Raw genomic sequence first — 14,981 nt, 5'->3', positions numbered from 1 at the left:
GCTGAAGTTCAGCTTGCGAAGATGTCTTTTTTACCGTTAAGGCAATTCGATTTCTAGTCAAACCGAAATGGATTCGATATAATGAAAAAGAATGAGAATCATTCTCAAATAAAAACCTGGAGTGAACCCTATTGGAGCAAACTGCGGATTTTCATCATAATTTTAACCGCTTTTTTGACAGCCTCGGGCTGCAGCGCCGTCATACCGGCCGCACGGAAACGATGCCGATTGCCCCGAAACTCGGAGAGGGGGCGATATACCGCTATGTGCCCCGCTGCGATATGGAGCTGATCGTCTCCGATTATACGTTGCATCAGGACCATACGCTTCAGCTCCAGACGGATTCGCCCATGGTCGAGCTGAGCTATTGCTTTCAAGGGGAGCGGACCGCCCATATTACCGGAGAGCGCTACGAATATGCGCAGGACAGCTGCATACTGCAATTTGTCGATTCCGCCGAGGCACGCTTCGAATTTGGCGCCGGCGTCCCGTTTTCGATGGTAGGAATCGGCATTCCGGCTGCGACCTTCCATCATTTTATCGATGGAGCGGACCGAGGCAGGACGCTCGATTTCGGGCGAATTACGGGTGGCGGCTCGTACAGGATGTTCAGCGGGCCGATCGAGCCAACGCCTGCGGTCGTGCTCAGACGGCTGCTGCAAGCGGTGTGCGCGGGGGAGACTTGGAACCTCGAACTGGAGATCCGCATATTGGAGCTGTTATCGTCGGCGTTCGGCCGCTTTTTGTTCGACGGCAAAGAGGAGGCGCAAGCCGCGGGTCTGACCAAGACCGATATGGCAAAAATCCGGCAAGCCCGCGACATTTTGCTGCGCCGCATGACCGAACCCCCGAAGCTGCTTGAGCTTGCCCGCATGATCGGCATGAACGATTTCAAGCTGAAAGCCGGCTTCAAAGAGATGTTCGGCACGACCTTGTTCGGTTATTTACGGGAAAAACGGCTGGAAAAAGCTTATTATTTGCTGCAGCAAGAATCGATGAGCGTAACCGAAGCGTGCTGCGAGGTAGGGTATTCCAATCCGAGCTATTTTGCCGAGGCATTCCGGGAAAAGTATGGAATCAACCCTGGCGCTTTCGTCCGGCGGCGTCACTGCGGCGAAGGCTCTCCAAGCAGACCGGATTTTCCTTCCGTACGATAAGCGCGGCTCCGTATAACCGTCACGGGCTCTCCCTCCAGCGGTAGAACGCTTCAGGCGCAACGTAGTAAGCTAATAAAGCCGTCTTGAATGAGAACTATTCTCGATTGCGGCGTTTCGCTTGCTGTGAACCGGGCGCGAACCCGCTGCAACAGCGGTGATAACATACAGAAGGAGCTGCGTGAACAATGCGGGGGAAAAGAACGAAATGGAGCGGCTTGACGGCGGTTATAATCGCCGCAGGTTTGGCGGCAGGCTGCGACGGAAGCGGCGTCCGCGATACGGGGGCCATGGCCGATCGGGAGGTCTCGGCGCCGAATTCGGAAGCGTCTGCCGATTCTTTTGCAAGGACTATTCACCATCTGAACGGAGATACGAAGATCGCCCAAAGACCGGTCAACATCGCCGTGCCTTACGTCGGCTTCGTCGATTATTTGGCGGTGCTCGATACGTACCCGGTCGCGGCGCAGGGAATGACGGCCGTAAGCCGTAACTTTCCCAATCTGAACAAACGGCTGGCCGGCCATTCCATTATGGATCTCGGTATGGAGGTCGATATGGAGAAGCTGCTGGCATCGCAGCCGGATATCATTATAGCCGCCGACGATATGTCGGACAAGTACGAGCAGCTGAGCCGGATCGCGCCTACGGTCGTACTGCCGCAGGCGGGAGAATGGCGGGAGACATTGAAGCAGATCGCCCGAGTGATCGGTCGAGAAGCCAAGGCCGACGACGTGCTTGCCGAATTCGACCGCAAGTCGGAGCAGTATAGAGCGAAGCTCGCTTTCCGCAGCGACCAGTCGGTGCTGTTCGTCATGTACAACGGCAAAGAGCAGTTCGTCAGCTGGCCCGAGGAGCGTTTCGAGCCTTTTTACCGCGGGCTTGGATTGAAGCCGGTCCCCGGCGCTGCGAAGGGCGGGACGTTATCCCTCGAAAGCCTGTCTTCGCTCCGGCCCGACCATCTGTTCGTCATTAACAATTGGTCGAATCCGATCCAAGGCGGCGTCAAGGAGGCGCTAAAGGACAACAAAGTATGGAACAGCATCGAGGCGGTTAAAAACGACCGCGTCTATTATTTGAGCGATCCGTCGATCGCAGGTCCTATGGCACTGGCCAAAATCGACGGGATCGAAGAAATCGTAAACGCTATGGGAAAACCGGATTAAAGACAGGAGGCGAAAAGCCATGAGCGCCGCAGTAACTCATTCCATCTACGATAGCTATTTCGACGCATTGTCGCTGCCCCGTTTGTCGGACGAGGCGATGCAGCGGATAGCCGTCGGCACCCGTGTCGGCGAAGGCTATATGAATTGGCAGGTGACGCGTTCGGGGCTGATCGTCATAGAATCGGACTGCCGTTTTAGCAGCGACCGCACGATAGAGCTGCAATCGGACGCCTCTATGATGGAGTTGAGCTTTTGCATGCAGGGAGAAGGGGAGTTCGAGGTTTCGGGAGCGAGGCACGATATTCGGCCGGGCAGCTGCTCCCTTCATTTGATGAGCAATTTCGAAGCTTCTTTTCTGTACAAAAAAGGAAAGGCCGTTCAAAGCTTGGCCATCGGCATCCCGGTGCCGCTGTTCGACGACTACATGAAGCAGGCGGTTTCCGGATTTCCCGGCCCCAGGGGACAAGTTTCCTTTGCCGGGCTGCTCGGCTCCTCCGCTTTCCGAACTTTTCGGACCGCGCTTGGGGAGCGGACGCTGGCCATCCTTCGTCAGCTTAAGGATTGCCCCTATTCGAATGCGATGCGCAGCATGTATGTCGAGAGCAAAGCTTTGGAGCTGCTTGCTTTCTATTTGCAAGCTTTTTTATTCGAGCGTCCCGCGGATTCTCCTTCCTCGCGCCAAGCGGCATTATCGAAAAGCGACAGGGAAAAGGTGCGGCAGGCGAAGGAGACGCTGATCGGCAGGATGGCGCATCCTCCTTCGCTTATCGAGCTGTCGCGTATGGTCGGTCTGAACGATTACAAGCTGAAGATCGGCTTCAAGGAAGAGTATGGAAAAAGCGCCTTCGCCTATTTGCGCGACAAACGATTGGAAAAGGCCAGAGATCTTCTGCTCTCCGGGCGTCTTCGCGTCAGCGAAGCGGCAGGTATGGTAGGATACACCAATTTTAGTCATTTTGCCGAAATATTCCGCGAACGGTACGGGATCAATCCTTCCGATCTGGTCCGCGGTTATTACGAGTAATCTCATAAATGATCCGTCAAACCGCAATGCGATCCGCCGCGCGGTAGCGGCTTCCCCGTCAGATCAAGTATGCTCTGTTATGTTCAAATGAGAACCATTATCGATCGAACGAGAGGGGATACCATGTGCAGCTTGGAACATGCTGGAAGGTTTGTTCGGCCGTCGTGCTGCTCGTTTCATTGTTCGGCTGCGCGCCGAAGGGGGCGGGAGGGGGTGACGCTCCGCTGATGCGAACCGTCATCGATGCCAAAGGTCGTGTGGAAATACCGCTCCAACGGATGCGAGGATAAGAAGGGGATGATGCAGATGAACCATCGAAAGACGGGGATGGCCAGACTTCTGGATATTGCAGGAGAACGACGGGGGCTGCTGATCTGCTCCGGCATACTCTCTGCCCTAAGCGCGCTGCTGATGCTGCTGCCGTACGTTTCCGTTTATTTTATCTTGAAGGAGCTGCTGGAGCATGCCGCCCGGCCGGAGGCTGCGGACGGAGAGCGGATGATCCGCTGGGGCGTCGCCGCTTTGCTTTCTTTGATCGGAAGCTTGCTCATGATGTACGGGGGCGGCCTATCGGCGCATATCGCGGCGTTCCGGATATTGTTCGGGCTTCGCGTCAAGCTGGCGGCCCACATTGGACGTCTGCCGCTCGGCTGGCTGAACGGGACGTCGACGGGCGCCGTCAAGAAGACGCTGGAGCATAACGTCGAGAAGGTAGAAACCTTCGTAGCCCATCAGCTGCCCGACCTGATTCACGCCATAGTTACAACGGTCGTCATGATCGGCGTGATGCTGTACTTGAACGTCTGGCTGGCGCTGGCGTGCATTTTGCCGATCGTTCTCGGGTTCGGCATTCAGATGCGGTTGATGTCGGGGGAGAAGACGAAGGAAAACTTAAAGCGGTATTACGACTCGCTGGAGAGAATGAACGGTTCGGCGGTGCAGTACGTCAGAGGGATGCCGGCGGTCAAAGTATTCGGACAGACGGTTCATTCCTTCCGCAAATTTTATGCCGATATGATCAGTTACCGCGATTATTGCCTGAAGTACACCGATCAGTTTCAAAACGGTTACCTGCTGTTTAAGGTCACACTCGGTTCTTTTGCCGCTTTCGTTCTTCCTGTCGGCGTATATTTGCTGAGCAGGGAGCCGGGCAACATCGCTTTTGCTTCGGTGCTGCTGTTCTTTCTCGTCATGAGCCCGGGCATATCGGCTCCGATGTTCAAATTGATGTATATGGCCTCTTCCCTGCGCGACATTAACGAAGGGGTGGAGCGGATCGACCGGATATTGGCGGTCGAGCCCGTCAAGGAACCGGAGCAGCCGGCCGTTCCCGAAGCTTACGATGTATCGTTCGACAATGTTTCCTTCAGCTATGCGACGGAAGGAGCCGGCTCCGCCTCGCGTACCGAGGCGCTCTCCGGAATCGCGTTTACCGCTGAGCAGGGCAAGGTAACGGCGCTGGCAGGGCCGTCCGGCTCCGGCAAATCGACGGCGGCCAATCTGATTCCGCGGTTCTGGGACGTGGAGAAGGGGGCGATCCGGATCGGAGGCGTTGATATTAGGGACATGGAGACGAAGGCGCTGATGAACACCGTAGCTTTTGTTTTTCAAGAGACGTTTCTGTTCTACGATACGATCTATAACAATATCGCGGCGGGACGGCCGGATGCCCGCACGGAGGACGTGATTGCGGCGGCCAAGGCGGCTCAATGCCACGACTTCATCAGCAAGCTGCCTCATGGCTATCAGACGCTGATAGGCGAGGGGGGCGTCTACTTGTCGGGCGGCGAGGAGCAGCGGCTGGCCGTAGCTCGGGCGATCCTGAAGAACGCTCCCGTGCTCGTGCTCGATGAAGCGACGGCCTTCGCCGATCCGGAGAACGAGCGGGAAATGCAGCTGGCGCTTAAAGAATTAATGCAAGATAAGACCGTCATCGTCATCGCTCACCGGCTGTCGACGATTCGGGATGCCGATCAGATTTTAGTGCTGAGCGAAGGGAAGCTGGCGGAGAGAGGCACGCACCCGCAGCTGGTCGCTGCCGAAGGTTTGTATTTCCGAATGTGGCATGCGTACACGGATGCGACAGAGTGGCAGATTGAAGCCGGAGGTGTCCGGCAATGAGCATGCTGCACTTCATTACGGCGGGCAACCCCCGCAAGCTGATCAAGCCGGTGCTGTATACGCTGCTTGCCAACATAGCGGGCATATTGCCGTTCGCACTGCTGGTGGCGGCGGCGAGACTGATCTTCGCCCCCTTCATGCATCCGGGAGAGCCGCTGCAAACTGCGGCGCTATGGTGGCTGTGCGCGGGCATGGTTCTCGCGCTGCTTCTGCTGTACGGGGCGGAGATTCCCGCCTACCGGTCGCAATTCCGCGAAGCCTACGGCGCCGCCGCGGAGGGGCGCACCAATTTGGCCGAGCATCTGCGGAGGCTGCCGCTCGGCTATTTGAACAAGCGAGATCCCGGCGACCTCGCCAATATGATGATGGGCGACTTCACCATGGTCGAACACGGCATCTCTCATCTGGTGCCGCAGATGATCGGCGCGCTGGTGCTGCCTGTCCTGGCCTTCGCGGGACTGGCGTTCATGGATTGGCGAATGGCGATAGCCATGTTCGCCGCGCTGCCGGTCTCGGCCCTTCTGCTCGCATTCACCTCGCGCTTTCAAAGGCAGCTCGGCGCCCGCCACATGCGCGCCAAGATTGATGCGGCCAACCGGCTGCAGGAGTATTTGAACGGCATCCGTGTGATCAAAGCTTATAATATGACCGGGGACAGCTTCGTCCGGCTGGAGATGTCCTTCAAGGAACTGATGCGCCACAGCATCCGGATTGAAGGATTGCTCGGCCCGATTGTGCTGAGCGCTATCGCCTGCCTCAGGGCCGGGCTGACGGTGATGGCGCTGACCGGCGTTCACCTGCTGATGGGCGGGAGTCTGAACTTGACGGTGTTCGTCACGTTCCTGATCATTGGGACGCGGGTGTTCGACCCGCTCACGACGGCGCTCGTCAACTATGTCGAGTTTCGCTATCATGAGCAGGCGGGCGAGCGGATCGTCCGTTTGCTCGAACAGCCGGTTATGTCCGGAGAACGGACGCCTCCTTCGAACAAGCATGATGTAGAGCTTCAAAGCGTGACGTTCGGCTATAACGAGAACGTGACTTTACGCAGCGTTAGCGCGCGGATGCCTGAGGGATCGCTTACGGCATTGGTCGGGCCGTCGGGCAGCGGGAAGAGCACGCTGCTGCGGCTTATCGCCCGGTTCTACGATCCTGCGGAGGGAGAAGTGCTGATGGGCGGCGAGAAGGTCAGAGACATGGAGCCGGAAGCGCTATTGAGAAATATATCGATGGTATTCCAGGACGTTTACTTGTTCCAAGATACGATCGGCAACAATATCCGGTTCGGCAAAAGCGATGCAACCCGCGAGGAGCTGGAGGAGGCCGCGAAGCAGGCTTGCTGCCACGAATTTATTATGCGGCTGCCCCAAGGCTACGATACGCCCGTAGGAGAGGGCGGCAGCACGTTATCCGGCGGCGAAAAGCAGCGGATTTCCATCGCCCGCGCCATTCTAAAAGATGCGCCGATCGTCCTGCTGGACGAGGCTACGGCGTCCCTCGACCCTGAGAATGAGGCTGAGATTCAAAAGGCTATCGACCGGTTGATTAAGGGAAGGACCGTCATTGTCATTGCCCATAGGCTGAAGACGATCAAAAAAGCCGACAACATCATCGTGATGGATCAGGGCCGCATCGCCCAGCAAGGCCGGCATGAAGAACTGCTGCTTCAAGACGGTTTGTATGCAAGGCTGTGGCGGCTGCAGCAAGAGACGGGAGGCTGGAGCCTCGCCTCGGAGACGGCCGTGTCCCCGCGCAGGTAGCCCGACAATCGGGCGACAGACGCGGTCTTCCATGAGCTTCCAATTCGCTTTGATTGCGATTGGAAGCTTTTTTTCAAAAAAAAAATGACAATGTGTACAAGAAGTCCTCATATATTTTTAACCATGAAAGCAGATTCCAAGGAATGGATGTGACCAAGATGAGTGATTTCCCATTCACAGAGCAGGTTGAACGCGGAGTAGGACATTGGGGCGGCCACGGCACTGGAACTACTGGGGGCAGTCATGGAACCGGCCAAGGCGGCAGTCAAGGCGGAGGCTGGGGACAGCAGCATCCTAGCGGAGGTTGGGGACAACAGCATCATCCCGGTTGGGGTGGAGGCTGGGGACAGCAGCACCCCGGTTGGGGCGGAGGCTGGGGACAGCAGCAGCCCGGTTGGGGCGGAGGCTGGTGGCAGCACCCCGGCTGGGGCGGAGGCTGGGGACAGCAGCCCGGTTGGGGCGGAGGCTGGGGACAGCAGCCCGGCTGGGGCGGAGGCTGGGGACAGCAGCCCGGTTGGGGCGGAGGTTGGGGACAGCAGCCCGGCTGGGGCGGAGGCTGGGGACAGCAGCCCGGTTGGGGCGGAAGCTGGGGACAGCAGCCCGGTTGGGGCGGAGGCTGGGGACAGCAGCCTGGTTGGGGAGGAAGCTGGGGACAGCAAACTGAGAGGGAAGAATAATTATCGGCAAACCGCGAATGGGAGGGCCTTCAAGGCTCTCCCTTTTTGTTCGTTTCCGAATTTCGGAATTCGGTTGGAGATATTCCTTCCTGCTTTTTAAACACGCGCGAGAAATAGCTCGCGTCCTCGAAGCCCACCTGCCATGCGATATCGTCAATAGAGCAAACCTCGGTCTTGAGCAAAAATTTGGCCTCGTTCAGCCGCAGCCGATGCTGGAATTCGGTTAAGGTCAGACCGGTCTCCCGCTTGAATATCCGCGAAAGATGAGAGGGGTGAACTTCGCAAGCATCCGCCAGCCGCCGCAGCTGCAGCGGCTTGTTATAATAGACGGCCAGATGCTGGACCGCGGTTTGCACCGTAGGGGAATACCGGGCCGTCGAGTGGGTTTGAACCAGATCGCAGTATTCGTCCAGCATTTGCCGGTTCAGCAGCTCCAGCACGGCGATCTTGTCGGCGCTCTCAATCCGGATGGCGAAATATTCGGAGGTCAGATGCAAATACAAGGAAGGGACTCCGCCTTTCTCCGCTGCGATTCGCAGTAAAGTGTTGTTGACGATGCTCGTATTTTTCAGGGCCCGTACAGGTTGTCCGGGAAAACGTTCGGAGAAGTCGAACAGATGACGGCTGCGTTCGATAATACGCTGCGCCTCCGCTTTATGACCCGATGCTACCGCATGGCTCAGCTTTTTCTGAATCCGGTAGCGCAGCCCGATCAGCTCCACTTGGTTATCGTCAGGCTCATGCAGCCGCGAAGCGCGACGGGCCCCTCCGCCGCTGGCCGCAGCGCTCCCCGGTGCCTCGACGACGTGCAGGGGCGCGTGCTCTATAGCATCCAACCGGTACAGCAGATTGGCCACCGTCTGAATTTGGGACGAGCTCATGATCTTCATATTTTGCATCAGTTTGTTCAAAACGATGGCGTTGGTGCGGTCGATGGCGCCGCCTTCCGCTGTTATTTTATCAGGAAGCTGTCTGAGGAACGGCCCGACGACTATAAGCGAGCTTTCGGCTTCGCATGGGCGAAGCGGAGCTGCAATGTACGTCAGTCCAAGCGATCCGGCATACAGAGAACAGCGCGAGGGTCCGCCTTGCGCAAGCGCAAGCTGCGCGTCGTCTCTTAAAGCGCGGTAACATTCCTCCTGTTGCTCAAGCAAAAAGTCGGGAAGCTCGATTCGCTCCAAATGAAATTGGACGGCGCCTTGCAGCGAGAGGACGCTCGTATTCATATCCGTCAGCCGGAATACCGTCATTCCGGCCAGCGACAATCGGGCTTCATGCCGGACGGTTTCATCCTCCCGTTCTTCCGAAGCTTCCGTCATTTTATGATTCATCCTATTTGCTCCTCTCGATCGGCATATTAGAAAGGATCAATATCATCCTGTTATTGCAATTATAGTCCTAACGTATGTTTCCCAGGTTCAACTATAATACAAAAAGTAAGCACTTTCAAATAAGGAGTGGTGAACTCATGTTATATCCGATCGTAACGGAGTCCCGCGCGGTTATCGACTTAAGCGGGATTTGGAACTTCAAGCTGGACGACGGCAAAGGATTCGAACACAAATGGTACGAAGCTAAGCTGGACAATCCGATTCGTATGGCGGTGCCTTCCTCTTATAACGATTTGGCCGTAGGCAAGGAAATCCGCGATCATGTCGGCTGGGTATGGTACGAGCGGGAATTCGCGGTCCCGGCGATGATTTCCTCCGAGCGCGTTGTACTGCGATTCGGCTCGGCGACGCATACGGCCAAGGTGTATGTGAACGGGATATTGGCGGCTGAGCATAAAGGCGGCTTTACCCCTTTCGAATGCGAGATCAATTCGCTGCTGGCTGCCGGCAAAAACCGGCTTACCGTCGCCGTCAACAACGTTTTGGACGAGAGCACGCTGCCGATCGGCATCTATTCGGAGAAGGAAGTGCCTGGACTCGGCAAAGTGGTTAAAAACTCGCCTAATTTTGATTTCTTCAACTATGCGGGTCTGCACCGGCCCGTTAAAATTTATACGACGCCGCGAACCTATGTCCGCGATATTACCGTTGTGACGCGTTATGAAGGAGATACCGGGTTCGCCGATTACGAGCTGGCTATCGAAGGCGACGCCGAAGCGCGGGTAAGCGTTCTGGACGAGAACGGCGCCAAGGCGGCGGACTTCAGCAGGGGAGCGCAGGGCACGGTCGAAATTGCCGGCGTCAAGCTGTGGGAACCGCAGGAAAGTTATTTATATACGCTAAAAGTCGAGCTGATGAAGGAGGATCGTATCCTCGACGTATACGAGCAGCCCTTCGGCGTCCGTACCGTCGAAGTGAAGGATAGACAGTTTCTGATCAACGGCAAGCCGTTTTATTTCAAAGGCTTCGGCAAGCATGAAGACGCTCCTGTGCACGGGAGGGGAATGGACGAAGCGGTGAACGTCAAAGATTTCCAGTTGATGAAATGGCTTGGAGCGAATTCCTTCCGGACGTCTCATTATCCGTATTCGGAAGAGCTGATGCGGCTGGCTGACAAGGAAGGGATTGTCGTTATCGATGAGACGCCGGCCGTCGGCCTGCATTTGAGCTTTATGACCATGTTCACCGGAGGAGAACGGCGCAGCACCTGGTCGAATGTAACGACCTTGGAGCATCACAAAGATGTGATTAGGGAACTGATTGCCAGGGATAAAAATCATCCGTGCGTGGTGATGTGGTCGCTGGCGAACGAGGCGGCTACGGAGGAAGAAGGAGCTTACGATTATTTTGCGCCGCTCGCCGATTTGGCCAAAGAGCTCGATCCGCAAAAAAGACCTATTACGATCGTCACCCACCAAATGGCGACGCCGGAGAAATGTCAAGTCTCCGACCTCGTCGACGTGCTTGCCTTGAACCGGTACTACGGCTGGTATTTCGAACCGGGCAGCCTGGATACGGCCAAAGCTTATTTGCGTCAAGAACTGCAGGGCTGGCAAAGCCGCTGCCCCGGCAAACCGGTTATTTTCACCGAGTACGGCGCGGACACGATCGCCGGTTTCCACGACGTCGATTCCGTCATGTTTACCGAGGAATATCAGGCCGAATATTTGCAGGCGAATCATCAGGTATTCGACGAATTCGAGCATGTGATCGGCGAGCAGGTATGGAATTTTGCCGATTTTCAGACGAGTCAGGGCATCATGAGGGTTCAGGGGAATAAAAAGGGGATTTTTACCCGCGAACGCAAACCGAAATATGCGGCTTACGAGCTGCGCAGCAGATGGTCGTCGATTCCCAATTACTACTATAAATAAGCAGTTCCAATGCGGGGAGCCTAAGCCATATCTAAAAGTATGGTTCCCCGCAAAAACTCTATACTAATCCGACACGGGGGAACACACATATGAAAACACAGATGGAGTCGAATCGCCCGCAAGCTATATCACGGCAGCGGCGCCCGTTCGGCATGCGGGATAAGATCGGATATATGTTCGGGGATATGGGCAACGATATGTTTTTTGCTTTTATCGGCGGGTATTTAATGCTGTTTTATACCGATGTAGCCGGTATTGCAGGGGCGACCGCGGGGATCATTCTTCTTGTGGCCCGGGTGCTGGACGCGTTGTTCGATGTAGGCTGGGGCGCCTTCGTCGATTCGCGAAAGCCGGGACCCCGGGGGAAGTTCAGACCTTATTTGCTCTACAGCGCCCTGCCGGTTACGGCGCTTGGCGTACTGACGTTCATAGCGCTGCCGCACTTAAGCGCGGGATGGAGGCTTGCCTATGCGGCGGTCACCTATATCGTATGGGGCTTCGCTTACTCGACGATCAATATACCGTACGGCTCGCTCGCTTCGGTCATCACCTCCGACCCGGTGGAACGGACTTCGCTGTCCACCTTCAGGATGCTCGGCGCCTGCATCGCCAATTTGATTATTTTGGCGGCCGCTCCGGCTATCTTGTTCAGCCACGGGAAGACGCCTACCGCAGGAGGTTTTGTAACCGCTGCCGTTTTATTTGCCGTCATGGCGATTGTTTTTTATTTCTCCGCTTATGCTTTGACGACGGAACGGGTGCAGCCGCGCAAAACGACCTCTCATGAACAAGCAAGCTTAAGAAGCATCGTCAAAAGCTTTATGCGAAACCGCTCTCTGCTCGGACTTATGCTCGCTTCCTTCGGACTGCTGGTATCCTCAATGCTGACCTCCGCACTGCTGCCTTATTTGTTTAAAGATTATTTTCATAAGCCGGGTCTGATCTCGCTGGCCGGTTTCATGACGATGGGGGCCATGCTGGTCGTTATGCCGGTCTTATCGCCTCTGGTTAAGCGGTTCGGCAAAAAGGAATCCTCAATAGGAGGGCTTTCGATTGCCGTTATTGTAAACGCTTTTTTATTTATGCTGCCTATTTCTAATCCTTATGTGTATATTGCGCTCAGCTTCGTCTCGGGGATGGGAATGGCCTTCATGAACGTAATCGTCTGGGCCATGGTGTCGGATTGCATCGATTATCACGAGTATTTAACCGGCAAGAGAGAAGAGGGGACGGTTTACGCGGTATATTCGTTAATGCGTAAAATCGGCCAAGCGGCGGCCGGAGGATTGGGAGGAGGATGTTTGGCGCTGATCGGATACGTGTCCGGAGCCGATGCGCAATCGGCGGAAGTAGCCAGAGGAATAAAAAGCGCGATTACGCTCGTGCCTGCGCTGGGCTCCTTGTTGTCGCTGGCCGCGATGCTCTTTATTTATCATTTGACGAAAAGCCGGGTTGCGGAATTAAATAAGCAGTTGACCAAACAACGAGAAGCGCTGCGGTAGCGGCTTATATGAAATGAAAGCAGAACCGGGAGAGGGGCTGGATAGGGGGAGCGAAGCTCCCTGCCTTTTCCCTCTCTATGCATCAAAAACGGCCCGATTTGAAGATCGCATAGATCAGCCACAAAAACATCAGCGCCGCAATGCTGAATCCGATCTCGATAACCGGGAAATCCCATAGCAGCGTAGATTGCCGTCCAAGCGACGAGCCTATGATCAAGCCGACCATAATAATGCTGAAGGCAAGCAGGACGATGCTGAAGGACAACCGGTTGCTGATACGGTCAAGCTTAATCATCAGAGCGTCCAGCTCGGAGATCGAAATGTCGAGGTGAAGCTTGCCCTTCTTAACCATCCGAAGCAGATCGCGCAGCTTCGACGGCATGTCGGTCAACAATTCCGCGTATTGCCCGAGCTGCTGCCATACGTTCTCGGCCACATTGCCAGGGCTGAACCGCTCCGCGAACAGCTTGCGGCCGAACGGCTCGGCGATACTGACGACGCTGAAGGAAGGATCAAGCGAAGTAACTACGCCCTCCATCGTCAGCAGGGTTTTGCCGAGCAGCGTCAAATCCGAAGGAATGCGGATTCGATGCTCGTAGGCGACGCTGAGCAGATCGCTCACGGCTTCGCCGAGACTTAGTCTGCTCAGCGGCACATCGTAATATTTCTCCCGCAGCTCGTCGATATCCGCACGCAAGCTGTCCATGTCTACTTCCTCCGGGATGATGCCGATGCCGTCGATCGCCTTGATAACGCCTTCCGTGCTGTTGCGCCGCAGGGCGATGACGAGCGAGGCAAAATGGTATTTGATCATCGGCGTCAGCCGGCCGACCATTCCAAAGTCGATAAGCCCGATCACTTCCCCGGGCAGCACCATAATATTCCCCGGATGCGGGTCCGCATGAAAATATCCGTCGACGAAAATTTGCTGAAACAGCGTCCGCGCTATCCGCTCCGAGATCGTCTTGCGATCGTAACCGTGCTTCTCCAGCTGCTCCGTCTCCGTTATTTTGACCCCTTCAAGGTAATCCATCGTCAGAACGTTCCTGCTCGTAAAGTCCCAGTAAATATTCGGAAACCGGACATGCGGGTTCCGCTCCGCAGCCTTGCCCATCCGCTGGGCATTGCGGCCCTCATTCGTATAATCCAGCTCGGCCCGCAGCGATTGAGACAATTCGTACACCATATCCCGCACCTGATATTTGGCGGCCCATTCGATACGATGCTCGGCGAGCCGGGCGAGATCCTCCAATATTTCCAGGTCCGTCTCCACGACGGAGCGGATGTTCGGTCGCTGAATTTTGACGGCGACTTTCTCCCCGCTGTGCAGCCGGGCAAGGTGAACTTGTCCGATTGAAGCGGCAGCCATCGGCGTCTCCGCGAATTCGGCGAACAGCTTATCGAGCGGATCGCCGAATTCGTTCTCAAGCACCTCGCGCGCCTGCTCGAACGGGAAGGGAGGGACCTGATCCTGCAGCTTGATCAGCTCGGCGATAATGTCCGCGGGAATCAGGTCCGGGCGCGTGCTGGCGATTTGGCCGATTTTGATAAACGTGGGACCAAGCTCCTCCAGCGACATGCGGACCCGCTCGCCGATAGAGCGGGAGCGGGTATCGCGCCTTTCCTTGAGCCCGATGCGGGTTCCTGAAAGAAGATCGGGAAGTCCGAGATCCTTGATCAGGAAGCCGAAGCCGTTTCTGCCGAACGCCTTGGCGATGTCGTGGTATCGCTGCAGATGCCGGAATTTACGACCCAGACTCATAGCTCGGACGGAGGAGGAAGCTGTCCCGGACCTTTGGTCTGCCCTTCCAGCTCGGCCACTCTTCTTTCGAGCTCGCCTATACGCTGCGTCAGCCGGACATAGTCGTCTTTGGTCGTCAGATTCATCTCGTGCAGCGCCTGCCGGATATATCCGCGAACCTTCGTTTCCAGGGAAGATTGCGCTTCCTGGCCTTTACGGACCAGCTCATCGACGAATTGCTGGGATTCCGCTTTGTTCAGCTCTCCTTTTTTCACAAGCTCGTCAACGAATTTCTCCGCTTGCTCTTTGCTTGCTACGGCAAATCCGAGTCCAAGGGAAACCGCTTTTCCAAACAGATCTTTCATCCCAAATCCCTCCTGCGAATTGTATGTATAGGTTGATTTTACCACAGTGAAATCGAAACGCCAAAGGCGATCCCGGGCATCCGGCGAAGAGCCCGAAAATAAGCTTGCTCCGATATTGGGCGGGGAGCGCTGCCGGATGGATGCCTGCGGCAAATCCCCGGCGGGACCGGCGGAGGAAAAATGCATAAATGAGAAAAATGTTGTAA

At 56.0% G+C, this 14,981-nt stretch carries 11 protein-coding genes and 1 pseudogene; 9 read left to right on the top strand and 3 right to left on the bottom strand.

Going from position 1 to position 14,981, the window contains the following annotated elements; all coding sequences use genetic code 11:
- Nucleotides 1-131 precede the first annotated feature (131 nt).
- The 7 genes and pseudogenes from N0M98_RS19370 to N0M98_RS19340 all read left to right on the top strand — a co-directional run bounded on the left by N0M98_RS19370 (nucleotide 132) and on the right by N0M98_RS19340 (nucleotide 7,902).
- Nucleotides 132-1,157, top strand: a complete 1,026-nt coding sequence (locus N0M98_RS19370) for a helix-turn-helix transcriptional regulator (RefSeq protein ID WP_259618881.1) — start codon at nucleotides 132-134, stop codon at nucleotides 1,155-1,157.
- A 185-nt stretch (nucleotides 1,158-1,342) separates the two neighbouring features.
- A complete protein-coding gene (locus tag N0M98_RS19365) occupies nucleotides 1,343-2,320 on the top strand; it encodes an ABC transporter substrate-binding protein (RefSeq protein WP_259618880.1) in 978 nt (325 codons plus the stop codon).
- Nucleotides 2,321-2,339: 19 nt separating this feature from the next.
- Nucleotides 2,340-3,344 carry a helix-turn-helix domain-containing protein gene (locus N0M98_RS19360; RefSeq protein WP_259618879.1) on the top strand — a complete coding sequence of 335 codons (1,005 nt, stop codon included), beginning with the start codon at nucleotides 2,340-2,342 and terminating at the stop codon, nucleotides 3,342-3,344.
- 125 nt (nucleotides 3,345-3,469) lie between these two features.
- Nucleotides 3,470-3,634, top strand: a complete 165-nt coding sequence (locus N0M98_RS19355) for a hypothetical protein (protein WP_259618878.1) — start codon at nucleotides 3,470-3,472, stop codon at nucleotides 3,632-3,634.
- Nucleotides 3,635-3,650: 16 nt separating this feature from the next.
- Nucleotides 3,651-5,450, top strand: a pseudogene (locus N0M98_RS19350) (ABC transporter ATP-binding protein); the annotation flags it as partial.
- Nucleotides 5,451-5,461: 11 nt separating this feature from the next.
- The gene (locus N0M98_RS19345; protein ID WP_249863147.1) at nucleotides 5,462-7,225 is read left to right on the top strand and encodes an ABC transporter ATP-binding protein; all 1,764 of its coding nucleotides are present in this window, start codon (nucleotides 5,462-5,464) and stop codon (nucleotides 7,223-7,225) included.
- Nucleotides 7,226-7,383: 158 nt separating this feature from the next.
- Nucleotides 7,384-7,902 carry a hypothetical protein gene (locus tag N0M98_RS19340; RefSeq protein ID WP_259618877.1) on the top strand — a complete coding sequence of 173 codons (519 nt, stop codon included), beginning with the start codon at nucleotides 7,384-7,386 and terminating at the stop codon, nucleotides 7,900-7,902.
- 29 nt (nucleotides 7,903-7,931) lie between these two features.
- Here the strand turns inward: N0M98_RS19340 and N0M98_RS19335 are convergent, their stop codons facing one another.
- Entirely contained in the window at nucleotides 7,932-9,233 is a 1,302-nt protein-coding gene (locus N0M98_RS19335; RefSeq protein ID WP_259618876.1) for a helix-turn-helix domain-containing protein, read from the bottom strand.
- Nucleotides 9,234-9,370: 137 nt separating this feature from the next.
- Between N0M98_RS19335 and uidA the strand changes: the two genes are divergently transcribed.
- A complete protein-coding gene (uidA, locus tag N0M98_RS19330; protein ID WP_259618875.1) occupies nucleotides 9,371-11,167 on the top strand; it encodes a beta-glucuronidase in 1,797 nt (598 codons plus the stop codon).
- An 89-nt stretch (nucleotides 11,168-11,256) separates the two neighbouring features.
- Nucleotides 11,257-12,669, top strand: a complete 1,413-nt coding sequence (locus N0M98_RS19325; protein ID WP_249863151.1) for an MFS transporter — start codon at nucleotides 11,257-11,259, stop codon at nucleotides 12,667-12,669.
- 82 nt (nucleotides 12,670-12,751) lie between these two features.
- Here the strand turns inward: N0M98_RS19325 and N0M98_RS19320 are convergent, their stop codons facing one another.
- Complete coding sequence (locus N0M98_RS19320; protein WP_249863152.1) at nucleotides 12,752-14,431, bottom strand: ABC1 kinase family protein; 1,680 nt, start codon at nucleotides 14,429-14,431, stop codon at nucleotides 12,752-12,754.
- Nucleotides 14,428-14,775: a phasin family protein gene (locus N0M98_RS19315; protein WP_249863153.1), complete on the bottom strand. Its 348-nt coding sequence runs from the start codon at nucleotides 14,773-14,775 to the stop codon at nucleotides 14,428-14,430. The genes N0M98_RS19320 and N0M98_RS19315 overlap by 4 nt, the downstream gene beginning before the upstream one ends.
- Nucleotides 14,776-14,981: the final 206 nt, after the last annotated feature.

This window comes from Paenibacillus doosanensis (assembly GCF_025060755.1).
Classification (GTDB): Bacteria; Bacillota; Bacilli; order Paenibacillales; family NBRC-103111; genus Paenibacillus_S; species Paenibacillus_S doosanensis.
This window is presented reverse-complemented; position numbering and strand designations above follow the sequence as displayed.

Excerpts from the sequence above, each read along its gene's own strand:
- N0M98_RS19365 (WP_259618880.1), top strand. The coding sequence starts at position 1,343 with ATGCGGGGGAAAAGAACGAAATGGAGCGGCTTGACGGCGGTTATAATC.
- N0M98_RS19360 (WP_259618879.1), top strand. The coding sequence starts at position 2,340 with ATGAGCGCCGCAGTAACTCATTCCATCTACGATAGCTATTTCGACGCA.
- N0M98_RS19345 (WP_249863147.1), top strand. The coding sequence starts at position 5,462 with ATGAGCATGCTGCACTTCATTACGGCGGGCAACCCCCGCAAGCTGATC.
- N0M98_RS19340 (WP_259618877.1), top strand. The coding sequence starts at position 7,384 with ATGAGTGATTTCCCATTCACAGAGCAGGTTGAACGCGGAGTAGGACAT.
- N0M98_RS19335 (WP_259618876.1), bottom strand. The coding sequence starts at position 9,233 with ATGAATCATAAAATGACGGAAGCTTCGGAAGAACGGGAGGATGAAACC.
- uidA (WP_259618875.1), top strand. The coding sequence starts at position 9,371 with ATGTTATATCCGATCGTAACGGAGTCCCGCGCGGTTATCGACTTAAGC.
- N0M98_RS19325 (WP_249863151.1), top strand. The coding sequence starts at position 11,257 with ATGAAAACACAGATGGAGTCGAATCGCCCGCAAGCTATATCACGGCAG.
- N0M98_RS19320 (WP_249863152.1), bottom strand. The coding sequence starts at position 14,431 with ATGAGTCTGGGTCGTAAATTCCGGCATCTGCAGCGATACCACGACATC.
- N0M98_RS19315 (WP_249863153.1), bottom strand. The coding sequence starts at position 14,775 with ATGAAAGATCTGTTTGGAAAAGCGGTTTCCCTTGGACTCGGATTTGCC.